Here is a 13,946-nt window from a genome sequence, read left to right on the forward strand (position 1 = left end):
TGCGACTGATTGGGAATTGGGATCCGGATGCTCCATGGAAGTGAGTACAAGCTTTCTAAAAGCAGTTTCTCAAGCACGCCCGGCTGTGCTGTGAATCGCATGAGACATTGGACTCGATCTTCCCAGGACGGAGGCTTTGCCGAGGGAAGCGACTCGGGCCGATTCAACGTCGGCATTCAGACGTAAGGAGGAAGACGACGTTGGGACCAGAGAATTCTCCCGCCTCCCCTCCCCTTGCCGCTGTGAGCACCATTTCCCAATGGTGCTCACATGACCGGCCGCGCGCTTGCGCTAGCCGAGCAGCCGGACCTTCTGCAGCGTCTCGGCCATGGACTTCAGCAAAGCGTCCGACGCAAGTTCGGACACGGCACCCGGCAGCAGGGTCAGCGTGACAGTCCCGTCGGCTGCCCGCACGCAGGCGCCAACCGTCTTGCCGTCGCTCTGGATGGCGAGCTTTTCCGGCTTCGCCGTCACGTCCAGCCCCAGCAGGCGCGCTACAACCGCTGCCGGCGCAAGCTTCAGGCCACGGACCTTCTCCGCGCGCTTCAAGACGCTGCGGCGGTCCTTGTCGAGGGCCGCGTTGAGTTGCTCCGCATGCCGGTGCTGCACTTCCAGCGGACTGCGAAAGCACTCCACCACGGCCGAGGGGAGCTGCGCCACCATCAACGCCTTGCGCACCCAGGTGTGGCTCCTGCCGACTTTCTCGGCCAGCTGGCGCTGGGTCGGGAACAGTTGCTCGTCGAGCGCGCGCTGGTACATCACGCCCTGCTCATACGCAGAGAGATCCGAGCGCTCCCGGTTCTCGCGGTCCATGGCCGTGAACAGCTCGATGTCCCCGAGCTCGTCGAGCCAGATGGCCGCCAGCACCGGGATGCCCAAGTCCAAGCATGCACGGTGGCGCCGGTGTCCAAACACCAGTTCATACTGTCCGGGCTCGCCTGCCACCGGACGCACCAGGATCGGCTGCACGTTGCCGCCGGCCTGCTCGATGTCGGCTTTAAGCCCCGCGAATTCCGCTGTCTCGAACGATGTTGAATGGCGGTTGGCCCAGCGGGAAGCACGGATGATTGCAGGATCGAGCTTGCGTGTCGGCGTCGAGCCATCGTGCTGGCGCAACCGATCGCGCAGGGCGGCCAGCTCGCCCTCCACCGCCTGCATCTGGCCTCGGAAAGCCAGCATCTGGCCTGGACCGGTGCGCGGAGCAAGCGAGTTGGTCTGCGCTGGTGGAAACCTGGTTTCCACCGCGTGCGCGGCAGCAACACCGGGAAGTGATGCCGGAGGCGCAACGATAGCGTGGGCAGTCGGTGCTGCGGCCGGCGTCGGCTCGGGAATCGACAATCCAGCGGTCAGGGCTTCGAGGCGCTTGCGGGTACTAGCCATTGGAACCTCCGAGGCGGTGGAAACCTGGTTTCCAGCCGAGCGCCATGCGCACATGGCGGGATGGGAGCGACGATATCGCGCGCAACGGGCCATGTGGAAACCTGGTTTCCACATGACGTACCAGGTCGGACGCGAGGAAGTGGAAACCTGGTTTCCACCTAGCGAACGGACCGTGCATCCGGCCGGACCACGGCGGAACGGCCCGCAACGGACCCCGTGGAAACCTGGTTTCCAGGTGCCGTGCCGCATCAGACGCAGACACGTGGAAACCTGGTTTCCACGCGACGGCCGGCATGTGCGCGCAGCGCGACGGAAGCGTCGACATCACGCGCAACAGATCGTGTGGAAACCTGGTTTCCACATGAGGTCCCGGGCCAGACGCGAGGAAGTGGAAACCAGGTTTCCACGCAGCGAACGAACCGCGCATTCGGCAGGACCGCGGCGAAACGGCCCGCAACGGATCACGTGGAAACCAGGTTTCCAGGTGCCGTGACACATCAGACGCTGTTGCGTGGAAACCAGGTTTCCACGCAACGGACAGCGCGCGCGCGCGGCGCGACGGAAGCGACGACATCGCCTGCAACAGATCGTGTGGAAACCTGGTTTCCACATGAGGTCCCGGGCCAGACGCGAGGAAGTGGAAACCGGGTTTCCACGCAGCGAGCGGACCGTGCATCCGGCAGGGCCGCAGCGAAGCTGCCCGCAACGGATCGCGTGGAAACCTGGTTTCCAGATGCCATGCCGCATCGGACGCAGGCGCGTGGAAACCAGGTTTCCACGCGTCAGCGCAGACCAGTTCGGCGTGGTGCAGTGCGCGACATGGCCACGAAACGGTGGAAACCTGGTTTCCACCCCGCCCCTGCACCCTCTTCAGCTGAAGCGCCAAGGCTCTCATTGCACCTGCGCCTTGTCTGCCCAGCTGCTCACCACAGACTGCTCGACCAGATCAACGAACGCGTCGTAAGCGTCGGAAGCACGCTTGTAGGTCTTCGCAGCCCCCTCATATTTCTGCACGTCATAGACGGTGGCAAACTCGGCCGCCTTGTTGCTGGTCACGCTGGTCTTCGGGATCTCCACCGGCAGCGTGTACTCGCCATAGGTGGCCTGGATCCATTGCCGGACTGCAGGGGTGGCCGGGTCGCTCGGGTCGACCCGGCTGAGCAGCACATGCAGAAAGTCGAAGGCCTTGCCGGCCATGTCGCCACCCTGTGCATCGAGATTGGCGCCCAGATCGGCCAGCAGCGACCAGAACTGCGCCGACGATGCGAAGTCCAGGCCGGACGGAGGCACCGGCACGACGATTCCGTTGGCGGCCCACAGCGCATTGATGGTCACGTAGGAAAGCGACGGAGGCGTGTCGATGATGATCACGTCATAGAGATCACGCACGCTCTCCAGCCCCGCGTTGAGCACATCCCAGAAGCGAGCGTTAGGCTCCTGCATCTGGCGCGCAGGCAGCGCGAACTCGGCCGAGAAAAGGAAGGGGGCCGCAGCCACCAGATCCAGCCCGTCCCAATAGGTCGACCGGATCGCGTAGCGGATATCGGACTGGCTGCCGTCACACAGCGGAGCGATGGTCATGTCCTCGCTGATCTCCGCTTCAGGCAGCAGGCCGTGCAAGGTGGTGAGCGAGCCCTGCGGATCGGTGTCAATGGCCAGCACCCGGTGGCCACGCAAGCTCAGCCCCTGCGCCAGCACCATGGCCGTCGTGGTCTTGGCAACGCCACCCTTGAAATTCCCGACGGCAATGGTGAATGCCTTTTTCCCGTCGGGGCGCATCTTGTCGGCGCGGTAGGTGCGGGTCCAGGTGCGCAGTTCGCTGAGTTCGAAGTTGCGCTTGCCGCCCGCCGGCGTCAGCCGCCCGCTTGGCAGATCCTCCTTGGTGATGCGGTAGGCCACATGCGCCTTGTCGACACCGCACAGGGCCGCCAGCTGGGCGGTCGAGTAGATCGGCGCGACCTTGCGCGCTTCCGGCGCCAGCAGGCGACCGCGGATCTGCTCGACCATCGAGCCGGCACGCACGGCCAGCGCCGCGATACGCGGCATGTCGATCCGCGCGCGCGCAGAAGAGGGGGAAGGAGAGAGCGGGAGGGGAGGCGTGGAAACCTGGTTTCCAGCGCCGCTGGGAGCGGGCAATGCCATGAAGAACAGCCTTATTCAACAGAATTTGGCCATTCTATGGGATTCCGTCGAATGAACAAGAACCACCTAGATCCTCGCCATTGAGCCCCTGTCAATTGTGAGAGGTTTTGGGGACCAAGGTGAGGTTCATTGGGATTCTCGTACGGATCAGACGCTCGGGATGGCCGAAATGGATGTCGAACGGACCTGTCGATGGCGTTTGGCGCCCTTGCGACGCGCATTCCGGCACCTTGCACCGCCGCCGCGCGCCCAGCCGCACGATGCATCCCCAGTCCACTCACCTCAAATCCCAACCACTCACACGTCCAACGCCTTCAAATCCCATTCGATCTCACACTCAATCCCAAACCTTCTCACATCAAATCCCAGAGGTCCTCACAGAATCTTCTGCAAGTCCTTGTCAGGCATCGAAAAAGTGCTCCGTCAATTCTTCAATCTCTCCAAGTGTTTCTTTTCAAAGTCTCAAGGGATGCTTCGTGGATTTGTAAATTGACCATTTCACAAAACATCGGCATCATGTGAAACTACAGATCCCTGAAAGAGGCCACATGGAAGACGGCGAAGTTCCGCGACAGCCGCCCAAGCCATCCCCGGCCCCCGACGAGCAAAGCGTCGCGAAGGCCAACGAAGCCATCGCGATCCGTCCCAAGCGCGGTCGCCTAACGCTGCTGTCGCGCCGCATCTACAACGCGTTGCTCTACCACTCGCAGCGTCAGGGTGTGGACGAGCCCGTCTACAAGCTCGCCCTCAGCGAGCTCATCGGCGACGCCCGCTTCAATTCCAACAACACCGAACTGCTGAAGTCCCACCTGCGCGACATGCAGGCGACCACCATCGAATGGTCCACCAGCGGCGCAGGCCTCAAGCGCTGGGTCTCCTCCCAGCTGCTGGGCACCGTCACGATCGAAGAGCAGGGCAGGGGCCGGCCCTGCACGATCACCTGGCGCTACCCGGAGGAAATCCGCGAGCGCCTGGTCAAGCCGCACCAGTACACCCGTGTGTTGCTGGAAATCAGCGGCCAGATGCGCAGTTACCCCGCTGCCGTCCTCTACGAGATAGGGGCTCGTTACCTCTCCTCGCCGAGCCGGCTGTCCATGCGCGAGGACGTGCTGTGGTGGGCCGCTGTACTGACCGGGCGAAGCGACATCACGGAAGTCGACTACCGCTTCCTCAAGCGCGACGTGATCAGCAAGGCGTTGGCCGAGATCGACGCCCTCTGCGAGGACTTCAGCCTCGAACTCATCGAGCACAAGCGAGGCCGGCGCATCGAGGAAATCCAGTTCCGTGTCCTTCCCAAGCTTCAGCAGCGCCTGGGCGCTGCCGATGACCCCAGCCGCAACGTCTTCGACCTCGAGCTCGTGGGCAAGCTGATCGCACTGGGCCTCAAACAGGACGAGGCGCAAGACCTGTATGCGACCACCGACGAAGGCCAGTTGCGCGGCACGCTCGAGCACGTCGAGCAGCGGCTTCGCAGCCAGTCCCTGCCGACGCTCAAGTCGCCGGCAGCCTATTTCAAGGATGCGCTGAAGAAGGGATACGCCGGCGTGAAGGGGACGATCGAAATCCCCGAGACAGCGCCCGCGCTGGGCCACGCCCGGCCCGTGACCGCATCCAGCGGCGCGGACCGCATGCATCGCATCCGGGAGCTCTGGGATAACGATCGCATGCAGAAGGCCAAGTCGCTCTACCAGGAGATGCCCGAAGCCATGCAGGCCGAGATGCGGTCGCGCTTCGAGGCAGATCGGCTCGGGCAGATCGCCGCGCCCATCGCCCGGGCCTGGCGCCGCGACGGGCCCGCCAGCCGCATCGCGGCGACCACCTTCCACCGCTGGCTGGCACAGGTCACGTGGCCCGAGGAGCCCTCGGATCGCGTGCTGCTCGACTTCGCGCTGGCCCAGGGCGTCGCGGGCATGTAGCCGCGGCGGTCGGGAAGGGCGCGTCCGACCCGATGCCTCGACACGGCTTCCGCACGACGAATCGAGCAGGCCGAGCCGTCAAAGGGCATCGGTGCGGGTGTCCGTGTGACCCTCGACCGGCAGGAAGAGCCGGTGCCTCAGGCTCCAGATGGTGGTCCCCAGGCGCAGGAGTCGCTCGACGTTGATGTCGTAGGAGCTGCCCCGCGGGTCCTCCCTGGCGATCAGCTCGGCGATGACATCGAGCGCGTCCACGGGCGTGAACCCCAGGCCCGCGCGCCCCATGTCGACGATGGTTGCCAAGATCTCTGTTCTGTTCATTGCAAGGGCAGGGCAGGGGGAAGGCCCTCGAAATCGCTGAAGTTCGAGGGCTGTCGACAGCGAACTCGCGATGCGCCACGCGAACCTGCCTCCGGTTGTTGCTGCCGCGATGCCTGCGACTGGGGCGCGAGGATGCGCCGGGAGGATGCAGGCGGCATGGGGATCGGGTGGAGATTCCGTGAAGGGCGCCGCAGCACCTGCTGCAGCAGCGAGCCGACCCGACGGCGCGTGGTTGTGATCGGTCCGCAGCCCATGCGGACGTGGCCCGAGCATTTCCCGCATATCGATGCACGATTTACTCATTTAGCGAAAGATGCATCGCTGCCTAGCATCCGGTCTCATTCAACCGGTCATAACAGGTCAGCCGCATGTCTCCCGCCAAGGCACTCGAACCCGTCGCCTTTTCTCCTGTGCCCCTCTACACCCAGGTGCGCGAAACGCTGCGCGAGCGCATCCTCGACGGCACCTACGCACCGCATGCGCAATTGCCTTCGGAAAGCGAGATGGTTTCGCTGTTCAAGGTCAGCCGCATCACGGTGCGCCAGGCGCTCAGCGACCTGCAGCGCGAAAACCTGATCTTCAAGATCCCGGGCAAGGGCACCTTCGTCGCCAAGCCCAAGGCCTTCCAGCATCTCGGACAGCTCGAGGGCTTTGCCGAGGCGATGGAGCGCATGGGCTACGAGATCCGCAACCAGGTCACCAGCCACAAGACCGTGCCCGCTTCGCCGCGCGTGGCGCAGCGCCTGGGCCTGGCCGAGGGAAACCCGGTCGCACAGATCAAGCGCGTGCGTCACCTCAATCGCGCTCCGGTGTCCTACGAGGTGACCTACCTCCCGCATGCGATCGGCGAGCGGCTGCGCCAGGCGGACCTGGCCGGGCGCGACATCTTCCTGATCCTGGAGAACGACTACGGCATCGCGCTCGGCCACGCCGACCTGCAGATCGACGCGATGCTGGCCGACGAGGTGCTCGCGCGGGCACTGGTCGTGGCCGAAGGCACGGCCGTGCTGCGCGTGGAACGCCTGACCTACACGGCCGACGGCGCGCCGCTGGATTTCGAGGACCTCTATTTCCGCGGCGACGCCTTCCAGCACCGGCTTCGCATCGCCCGCGCCATCCCGTCGACCAAGGTGAACCCATGAACATCATCACCCGCACCGTCGATGTGCTGGTCATCGGCGGCGGCACGGCCGGTCCGATGGCCGCCGTCAAGGCGAAGGAAGCCAACCCGGCGCTCGAAGTCCTGCTGCTGGAAAAAGCCAACGTCAAGCGCAGCGGCGCCATCTCGATGGGGATGGACGGCCTGAACAACGCGGTGGTGCCCGGCTTCGCCACCCCCGAGCAGTACGTCAAGGAGATCACGACTGCCAACGATGGCATCGTCAACCAGAAGACCGTGATGGCCTATGCGCGCAACAGCTATTCGATGATCGAGGAGCTCGACCGCTGGGGTGTGAAGTTCGAGAAGGACGAGACCGGCGACTACGCGATGCGCAAGGTCCACCACATGGGCACCTACGTGCTGCCGATGCCCGAGGGCCACAACATCAAGAATGTGCTGTACCGGCGCCTGAAGCGCACGCGCGTGGAGATGTCGCAGCGCCTGGTGGTCACGCGCCTGCTCACCGCGGCCGACGGCAGCATCGCGGGCGCCATGGCCTTTGATTGCCGCACGGCCGAATTCCACGTGATCCGCGCCAAGGCCGTGGTGCTGGCCACCGGTGCCGCCGGACGGCTGGGACTGCCGGCCTCGGGCTACCTCTTCGGTACCTACGAGAACCCGACCAACGCGGGCGACGGCTACAGCATGGCCTACCACGCGGGCGCCGAGCTGTCGGGCATCGAGTGCTTCCAGATCAACCCGCTGATCAAGGACTACAACGGCCCGGCCTGCGCCTATGTGACCGGCCCCTTCGGCGGTCACACCACCAACAACCGGGGCGAGCGCTTCATCGAGTGCGACTACTGGAGCGGCCAGATGATGATGGAGTTCTACAACGAGCTCCAAGGCGGCAACGGACCGGTCTTCCTCAAGCTGAACCACCTGGCCGAGGAAACCATCGCCACCATCGAGCAGATCCTGCACACCAACGAGCGTCCGAGCCGCGGGCGCTTCCACGCGGGGCGCGGCACCGACTACCGCGCGCAGATGGTGGAGATGCACATCTCGGAGATCGGTCTGTGCAGCGGCCATTCGGCCTCGGGTGTGTGGGTGGACGAGCACGCGCGCACCACGGTGGCTGGCCTTCATGCCGCGGGCGACCTGGCCTGCGTGCCGCACAACTACATGCTCGGTGCCTTCGTCTACGGGCGCCTCGCGGGAGAAAGCGCGGCGCGGTACTGCGCAGAAAACGAACTGCCTGTCCTCGACCCACAGCAGGTCGCACGCGAGCACGCACGCGTGAGCGCGCCACTTCTTCGCGGCAGCAATCCGTCCGGGGAAGGCCTGCCGCCTGCGCAGGTCGAATACAAGCTGCGTCGCATGGTCAACGACTACCTGCAGCCGCCCAAGGTGACGCGCAAGATGGAAATCGGCCTCTCGCGCTTCGAGCAGATCCACGAGGACCTGCAACGGCTGAGTGCTGCCGGCCCGCACGAACTGATGCGCGCGATGGAGGTGCATGCCATCCGCGACTGCGCCGAGATGGCCGCGCGCGCGTCGCTCTACCGCACCGAAAGCCGCTGGGGCCTCTATCACCGCCGCGTGGACTTCCCCGAGCGCAACGACCGCGAATGGTTCTGCCACACGCAGCTGCAGAAGCGAGGGGAGGCGATGGCGAGCTTCAAGCGGCCCGTCGACCCCTACATCGTGCCGCTCGATGCGCACGAGATGTCGGCCTACCAGCACCTGCGCGTGCCTGGCGCCACCCTCGCGCGCGAGCCTGTCGAGGCCTGAGGCCACCTTCCCCAAGAAAGAGAACAAGAGAGTCCCACATGCCCCTCGCCTTCAATCCCACCAGCGTGCCCGTGCGCGTGGACGAGGACAAGTGCATCGCCCACAAGGGCTGCACCGTCTGCGTGGATGTCTGCCCGCTCGATGTGCTCGCCATCGACCTCAGCAAGGGCAAGGCCTACATGAAGTTCGACGAATGCTGGTACTGCATGCCTTGCGAGAAGGACTGTCCCACCGGAGCGGTCACCGTCGACATCCCCTACCTGCTGCGCTGACCGCGCTGCGGTCGCCGCCTTTCAAGTGCATCAACCGGAGCTATCACGATGAAGACCACGAGAAGACTGGCCCTGTGGGGCGCGACCCTCGGCCTGCTGCTGGCGCTGCCGGCGGCACAGGCCGAGACCATCCGCATCGCCATCGGCACGCAGGACACCACCATCAACTGCGCCACCGGCGGCCTGCTGATCCGCGAGCTCAAGCTGCTCGAGAAGTACCTGCCGCGCACCGGCAAGTACAAGGATGCGCAGTACCAGATCGAGTGGAAGAACTTCACCTCCGGGGCACCGCTGACCAACGAGATGGTCGCGGGCAAGCTCGACCTCGGCTCGATGGCCGACTTCCCCGGCAGCTTCAACGGCGCGGCCTTCCAGAAAGCAGGGCGCAAGAGCATCTTCATCACCGTGTTGTCCGGCAGCACCACGGGCAGCGGCAACGGCATCGTCGTGCCGAAGGACTCGAAGGTGCAGTCGCTCGCCGAGCTCAAGGGCCGGACCATCTCCGTGCCGTTCGCGTCGACCTCGCACGGCATGCTGCTGCGCGCCGTCCAGGCCCAGGGCTGGGATCCGCTGAAGGACGTGAACATCACGACCCAGGCGCCCGAGGTGGCGGGCCCGGCACTGCAGGCCGGCAAGGTCGAGGCGCACGCGGACTTCGTGCCCTTTGCCGAACTCTTTCCGTACCGCGGCTTCGCGCGCAAGATCTACGACGGCTCGCAGGCGAATGCGCCCACCTTCCACGGCAGCCTGGTCGACGAGGACTATGCGAAGAAGTACCCCGAGGTGGTCGTCGCCTACCTGCGCGCGGCGCTCGAGGCCGACCGCCTCGTGGCGGCAGAGCCCGAGAAGTACAGCGAGCTCATCGCCAAGGTCACGGGCATCGAGGCCGAGGTCAACTACCTGTTCCACGGTCCGCTCGGCCTGCAGACGCGCGACCTGAGCTGGAAGCCCGAGTACCGCCAGGCGGTGAAGACTTCGCTCGACACGCTGCGCCTGCTCAAGCGCACCGACAACGACATCGATGCCAATGCCTTCGTGCAGGACGGCTACATCCGAGCCGCCTTCAAGGAGGCCGGTCTGGACTACGACAGGCAGTTGAAGAACTATGCCCGTGCACCGCTGGTCGCGAAGGACGCCGCGACGGGCAAGCCCATCGCCGATGTGAGCCGCGTGGCGCAGGTCTGGGTGGCCGGCGAGCCGCTGGTGCGGCACTACGCCTCGCCGGAGAACGCTTTCGGCGACCTGCAGAAACTGGAGAAGGCCGGCAAGAAGGCGCGTGTGGTCTATGCGCAGGACCGCAACAGCGGCAACAAGCTGCTGGCGGCTGACGCATGGTTCGTCCTCGGCGCCAAGGGTGAGGTCGATGCGTTCTTGCTCAAGGAACAGGCCGAGGGCTGGGCGGCGAAGCATGGCGGCAGGGTGGCCGACTTCGCTGGCGTACGCGCCGCGCTGGCCGGCTGAGCTCCCGCGGGCGGCACGAAACCTCGCGCGCTCACCATGGCCAGCTCCTCCGTCTCCTCATTTGTGCTCCTGCGTGCCGGCCTGCCGCGCGCCGCCTTGCGCACCGTCGCATTGCTCGGCTGCCTGCTCGCGTGGCACCTTGCCACCGTCCAGCGCGTCGATCTGGGCTTCATCACCTTCCGCAACGTGCCTTCACCGCGCGAGGTGGCCGAGTCGGCGTGGGCGCTCGCGCGATCACCGCTGGTGCTGGAGCACCTGGGAGCGAGCCTGCGCCGCGTGTTCATCGGCTTCGGGCTGGCCACCGTGGTGGGTGTGGCGCTGGGCCTGGCCGTCGGCCGCGCGCGCTGGGCCGAGGACACGCTGCTGCCGCCGCTGGAAGTCCTGCGGCCGATCCCTGCGGTGGCGTGGATCCCGCTGGCGATCCTGATGTTTCCGTCCTCGGAGGCTTCGATGGTGTTCATCACCTTCGTGGGGGCGCTTTTTCCCGTGTTGCTCAACACCGTGCACGGCGTGGAGGCGGTGGACGCGCGTCTCGTCGCGTCGGCGCGCAGCCTGGGCGCGGGCCGCCTCGCGGTGTTTGGCGAGGTCGTCCTGCCCGGCGCGCTGCCAAGCATCGTCACGGGCCTGGCGATCGGCATGGGCACGGCGTGGTTCTGCCTGGTCACGGCCGAGATGATCTCGGGCCAGTTCGGCATCGGCTACTACACGTGGATGTCGTACACGATCCAGAACTACGCCGACATCGTGGTGGGCATGCTCTTCATCGGTGTGCTCGGCATGGGCAGCAGTGCGCTGGTGCGTCGTGCCGGCCAACTGCTGATGCCCTGGCGCGCTGTGCAGGAGGCGAGGCGATGAAGGCGGATGTGAGAGCCGGGCGCATCGCCATCGATCGCCTGTGCGTGCGTCTGGGACACGGCGCCCAGGCCTTCGACGCGGTGCAGGACATCACGCTGGACATCGAACCCGGCGAGTTCGTCTGCCTGCTCGGCCCCTCGGGGTGTGGCAAATCGACGCTGCTGGGTGCGCTCGCCGGCCATCTCGCACCTGCCGGCGGTGCGATCCGCGTGGATGGTGAGCCTGTGCGCGGACCGCATCCGGATCGCGGGCTGGTCTTCCAGCACCACACGCTTTTTCCGTGGAAGAAGATGTTGGACAACGTCGCCTTCGCACTCAAGATGCAGGGCGTCGGCCGTCGTGAGCGCCATGCCAGGGCGCACGAGATGCTGCGTCTTGTGGGTCTCGACGCCTTCGCGGGCTTCTATCCCTCGCAGCTCTCGGGCGGCATGCAGCAGCGCGCGGAGATCGCACGGGTGCTCATCAACCATCCGCGCGTGATGTTGATGGACGAACCTTTCGGTGCGCTCGATGCGCAGACTCGCCTCATGATGCAGCGCCAGTTGCTTGACGCGTGGGCGCGTGTGCGCACCACCATCGTCTTCATCACCCACGACATCGACGAGGCGCTGTACCTCGGCGATCGCGTGCTCGTGATGGGCCCCCGGCCGGGCCGCATCGTCGCCGAGTTTGCGCCGGGCTTCGCCCGCCCGCGCGATCCGTCGCTGGTGACGTCGTCCGAATTCACCGCCTTGAAGCGGCACTGCCTGCAGCTGCTGCATCCGCATGCGGCCTCCGGTGCGCCACTGGAACGCCTCACGCCGCTCGGTAAGCCCGCCGCCGCCCATCTGCACTTTGCGATCTAGACAAAGAAATGACCCTCCCGATCCTTGACGATTCCGAACTGCAGGCCATTGCTGCGCGACTTGCCTCATCCGATGCCGAAGTGCGTCGCATCGCCGTGATGGACCTTGGCGATCTGGCCGACGAGGCGCACACACCGCTGCTGGCCGCCGCTTTGCGCGATGGCGCACCTGCCGTGCGCGCCGCTGCGGCGCTGGCGCTCGAAACCATGGAGAACCAGGCCGCTGTCCAGGGACTGGTAGAGGTCCTTGATGATCCCGAGGCAGAGGTTCGCGAGGCGGCGGCCCACAGTCTGGCTGAGCTAAAGGATCCGGCCTCGGCCATCTGGTTGCTGCCGCATGCCCATAGCGGCCCGGCGCGCGTGCGCGCCGCGGTGTTGCGCGCCTTGCGCGAACTGCGCGTGCCCGCAAGCGCAGCTCCCGCGCTCGCGGTGTTGCAGACGTCACAGGCAGGGGGGGCCGGGGAGGCAGCCGATACGGGCGACGCGGTGGCTTTGCGCCGCGAGGCGATCGGCGTGCTCGGCTACCTGAAGCATTCGGCTGCGCTGCCAGTGCTGGCCGCGCTCGCGGTGGCTGAACCGGTGGATGAGGTGCGTCGTGCCGCAGTGGGGGCGTTGGCCTTCGCGGCGGGCGACACGCAGGCCCGCGCCGCGCTGGAGTCAGCGCTGCGCGATGGGAGCTGGCAGGTCCGGGAAGAGGCGGCCACTGCGCTCGGCAAGTTGCAGCAACCGGCGGCGACGCAGGCGCTGCTGGTGGCGCTGGACGATCCCTACTGGCAGGTTCGCCTGCGTGCAGCGCGCAGTCTCGGCCGGCTGCGCAGCACCGACAGCGTGGCGCCGCTGCTCGCGGCGCTCGAGCACGCCATCAGCAACCTGCGCAAGGAAGCGGCGCTGGCGCTTGGCGAAGTGGGCGACGCGAAGGCATTACCGGGCCTCGAACGCGCGGCGCACGATTCCGATCCCGAAGTGCGCAAGTCCGCCCGACTGGCCATCGCGCAGATCGGTGAGCACCTCGCCGCATCGCATGGCGCCTGAGTCCATCGTCGATCATCGCGTGCGCGCGGCACTGGAGTTCCGCTGGGCGGACGGCGCGCGTCATGTGGTCGCCTATAGGCTGCTGCGCGCGAATTGCCCGTGTGCCGACTGCAAGTCGCGGCGCGCCGCATCGCGCAGCAGCGTCGCGGGTGAGCCATTGCCCGACGAGGGCGTCGAGGTGATGGACATCCATCCGGTCGGCGCCTACGGCGTGCAGCTCGTTTTCAGTGATGGGCATGACAGGGGGATATTCCCCTGGATCTTTCTCAGAACGCTGCTGGCGCGCTTGCTGGATCAGCCCTGCTACACCTGACACAGGCCTCTCGGGCTCTGATCACCCGAACAGCGCGCATGGGTTCGCTCGCATCAGTCGTCGTCGTACCAGTCGTGGTAGTGGTAATGGTTGCTGTGATAGCTGTTGTGCTCGACCCGCAGTGACGTGATCGGTGATGGGTAGGCCGGCGGGGCCGGACGGTAGTAGACCGGCGGCGCGGGACGCAAGAGAACCGGGGGAGGGTAGTACGAAGGCGCGGGAACGACATAGGCCGGCGTCGGCTCGTAGAAGATTGGCGCCGGTGCTACGACAGCAGGCGCAGGTACGCTGATGCCGAAGGACCAGCTCACACCCGCCGTCGCCGACGTCGCGACCATCAATGCGAAGACAGGCACGGCGGCGGTGCGCATGTGTTTTGTGAAGCCATTCAAGAACATGGAAATCTCCAACATGGGGAATTCGCTCCCCTGGGAATCCGAGGTACGGGCTGTGCCTCTGTTCCGGTCGGATGAACCGGTGAGATCCTGGGCATGTTTATGGCGTGTGTTGGTAGAGA

General features: G+C 65.8%; 13 protein-coding genes. 9 read left to right on the forward strand and 4 right to left on the reverse strand.

Annotation, left to right across the window (positions count from 1 at the left end):
• Nucleotides 1-291: 291 nt before the first annotated feature.
• Nucleotides 292-1,380: a ParB/RepB/Spo0J family partition protein gene (locus ABL840_RS20775; RefSeq protein ID WP_093307251.1), complete on the reverse strand. Its 1,089-nt coding sequence runs from the start codon at nucleotides 1,378-1,380 to the stop codon at nucleotides 292-294.
• An 891-nt stretch (nucleotides 1,381-2,271) separates the two neighbouring features.
• A complete protein-coding gene (locus tag ABL840_RS20780) occupies nucleotides 2,272-3,522 on the reverse strand; it encodes an AAA family ATPase (RefSeq protein WP_093307252.1) in 1,251 nt (416 codons plus the stop codon).
• 548 nt (nucleotides 3,523-4,070) lie between these two features.
• Between ABL840_RS20780 and ABL840_RS20785 the strand changes: the two genes are divergently transcribed.
• Complete coding sequence (locus ABL840_RS20785; protein ID WP_093307253.1) at nucleotides 4,071-5,438, forward strand: replication initiation protein; 1,368 nt, start codon at nucleotides 4,071-4,073, stop codon at nucleotides 5,436-5,438.
• Nucleotides 5,439-5,516: 78 nt separating this feature from the next.
• On the opposite strand, the gene ABL840_RS20790 is transcribed toward ABL840_RS20785, so the two are convergent.
• Nucleotides 5,517-5,756, reverse strand: coding sequence for a hypothetical protein (locus ABL840_RS20790; RefSeq protein ID WP_093209480.1), 240 nt, complete (start codon nucleotides 5,754-5,756; stop codon nucleotides 5,517-5,519).
• Nucleotides 5,757-6,124: 368 nt separating this feature from the next.
• Between ABL840_RS20790 and ABL840_RS20795 the strand changes: the two genes are divergently transcribed.
• Genes ABL840_RS20795 through ABL840_RS20830 form a run of 8 tightly spaced genes read left to right on the forward strand, consistent with a single transcriptional unit; the run spans nucleotide 6,125 to nucleotide 13,429 of the window.
• The gene (locus ABL840_RS20795) at nucleotides 6,125-6,898 is read left to right on the forward strand and encodes a GntR family transcriptional regulator (RefSeq protein ID WP_093209482.1); all 774 of its coding nucleotides are present in this window, start codon (nucleotides 6,125-6,127) and stop codon (nucleotides 6,896-6,898) included.
• Nucleotides 6,895-8,652: a fumarate reductase/succinate dehydrogenase flavoprotein subunit gene (locus tag ABL840_RS20800; protein WP_093209484.1), complete on the forward strand. Its 1,758-nt coding sequence runs from the start codon at nucleotides 6,895-6,897 to the stop codon at nucleotides 8,650-8,652. The genes ABL840_RS20795 and ABL840_RS20800 overlap by 4 nt, the downstream gene beginning before the upstream one ends.
• 38 nt (nucleotides 8,653-8,690) lie before the next feature.
• Nucleotides 8,691-8,924 (forward strand): 4Fe-4S dicluster domain-containing protein, encoded by a 234-nt coding sequence (locus ABL840_RS20805; protein WP_018904228.1) that lies wholly within the window; start codon nucleotides 8,691-8,693, stop codon nucleotides 8,922-8,924.
• Nucleotides 8,925-8,972: 48 nt separating this feature from the next.
• Nucleotides 8,973-10,385, forward strand: coding sequence for an ABC transporter substrate-binding protein (locus tag ABL840_RS20810; protein ID WP_176947638.1), 1,413 nt, complete (start codon nucleotides 8,973-8,975; stop codon nucleotides 10,383-10,385).
• A gap of 36 nt (nucleotides 10,386-10,421) precedes the next feature.
• The gene (locus ABL840_RS20815; protein ID WP_093307254.1) at nucleotides 10,422-11,240 is read left to right on the forward strand and encodes an ABC transporter permease; all 819 of its coding nucleotides are present in this window, start codon (nucleotides 10,422-10,424) and stop codon (nucleotides 11,238-11,240) included.
• Nucleotides 11,237-12,085: an ABC transporter ATP-binding protein gene (locus tag ABL840_RS20820; protein WP_093307255.1), complete on the forward strand. Its 849-nt coding sequence runs from the start codon at nucleotides 11,237-11,239 to the stop codon at nucleotides 12,083-12,085. Before ABL840_RS20815 ends, ABL840_RS20820 begins: the two co-directional genes overlap by 4 nt.
• An 8-nt stretch (nucleotides 12,086-12,093) precedes the next feature.
• Nucleotides 12,094-13,116, forward strand: a complete 1,023-nt coding sequence (locus ABL840_RS20825) for a HEAT repeat domain-containing protein (protein WP_093307256.1) — start codon at nucleotides 12,094-12,096, stop codon at nucleotides 13,114-13,116.
• Entirely contained in the window at nucleotides 13,106-13,429 is a 324-nt protein-coding gene (locus ABL840_RS20830; RefSeq protein WP_093307257.1) for a DUF971 domain-containing protein, read from the forward strand. The genes ABL840_RS20825 and ABL840_RS20830 overlap by 11 nt, the downstream gene beginning before the upstream one ends.
• 53 nt (nucleotides 13,430-13,482) lie before the next feature.
• On the opposite strand, the gene ABL840_RS20835 is transcribed toward ABL840_RS20830, so the two are convergent.
• Entirely contained in the window at nucleotides 13,483-13,842 is a 360-nt protein-coding gene (locus ABL840_RS20835) for a hypothetical protein (RefSeq protein ID WP_338067645.1), read from the reverse strand.
• Nucleotides 13,843-13,946: the final 104 nt, after the last annotated feature.

This window comes from Variovorax sp. NFACC27 (genome assembly GCF_048301545.1).
GTDB lineage: Bacteria > Pseudomonadota > Gammaproteobacteria > Burkholderiales > Burkholderiaceae_C > Variovorax > Variovorax gossypii.

Coding starts and splice junctions, on each gene's coding strand:
- ABL840_RS20800 (WP_093209484.1), top strand. CDS start 6,895: ATGAACATCATCACCCGCACCGTCGATGTGCTGGTCATCGGCGGCGGC.
- ABL840_RS20780 (WP_093307252.1), bottom strand. CDS start 3,522: ATGGCATTGCCCGCTCCCAGCGGCGCTGGAAACCAGGTTTCCACGCCT.
- ABL840_RS20815 (WP_093307254.1), top strand. CDS start 10,422: ATGGCCAGCTCCTCCGTCTCCTCATTTGTGCTCCTGCGTGCCGGCCTG.
- ABL840_RS20775 (WP_093307251.1), bottom strand. CDS start 1,380: ATGGCTAGTACCCGCAAGCGCCTCGAAGCCCTGACCGCTGGATTGTCG.
- ABL840_RS20805 (WP_018904228.1), top strand. CDS start 8,691: ATGCCCCTCGCCTTCAATCCCACCAGCGTGCCCGTGCGCGTGGACGAG.
- ABL840_RS20820 (WP_093307255.1), top strand. CDS start 11,237: ATGAAGGCGGATGTGAGAGCCGGGCGCATCGCCATCGATCGCCTGTGC.
- ABL840_RS20835 (WP_338067645.1), bottom strand. CDS start 13,842: ATGTTGGAGATTTCCATGTTCTTGAATGGCTTCACAAAACACATGCGC.
- ABL840_RS20830 (WP_093307257.1), top strand. CDS start 13,106: ATGGCGCCTGAGTCCATCGTCGATCATCGCGTGCGCGCGGCACTGGAG.
- ABL840_RS20790 (WP_093209480.1), bottom strand. CDS start 5,756: ATGAACAGAACAGAGATCTTGGCAACCATCGTCGACATGGGGCGCGCG.
- ABL840_RS20795 (WP_093209482.1), top strand. CDS start 6,125: ATGTCTCCCGCCAAGGCACTCGAACCCGTCGCCTTTTCTCCTGTGCCC.
- ABL840_RS20785 (WP_093307253.1), top strand. CDS start 4,071: ATGGAAGACGGCGAAGTTCCGCGACAGCCGCCCAAGCCATCCCCGGCC.
- ABL840_RS20810 (WP_176947638.1), top strand. CDS start 8,973: ATGAAGACCACGAGAAGACTGGCCCTGTGGGGCGCGACCCTCGGCCTG.
- ABL840_RS20825 (WP_093307256.1), top strand. CDS start 12,094: ATGACCCTCCCGATCCTTGACGATTCCGAACTGCAGGCCATTGCTGCG.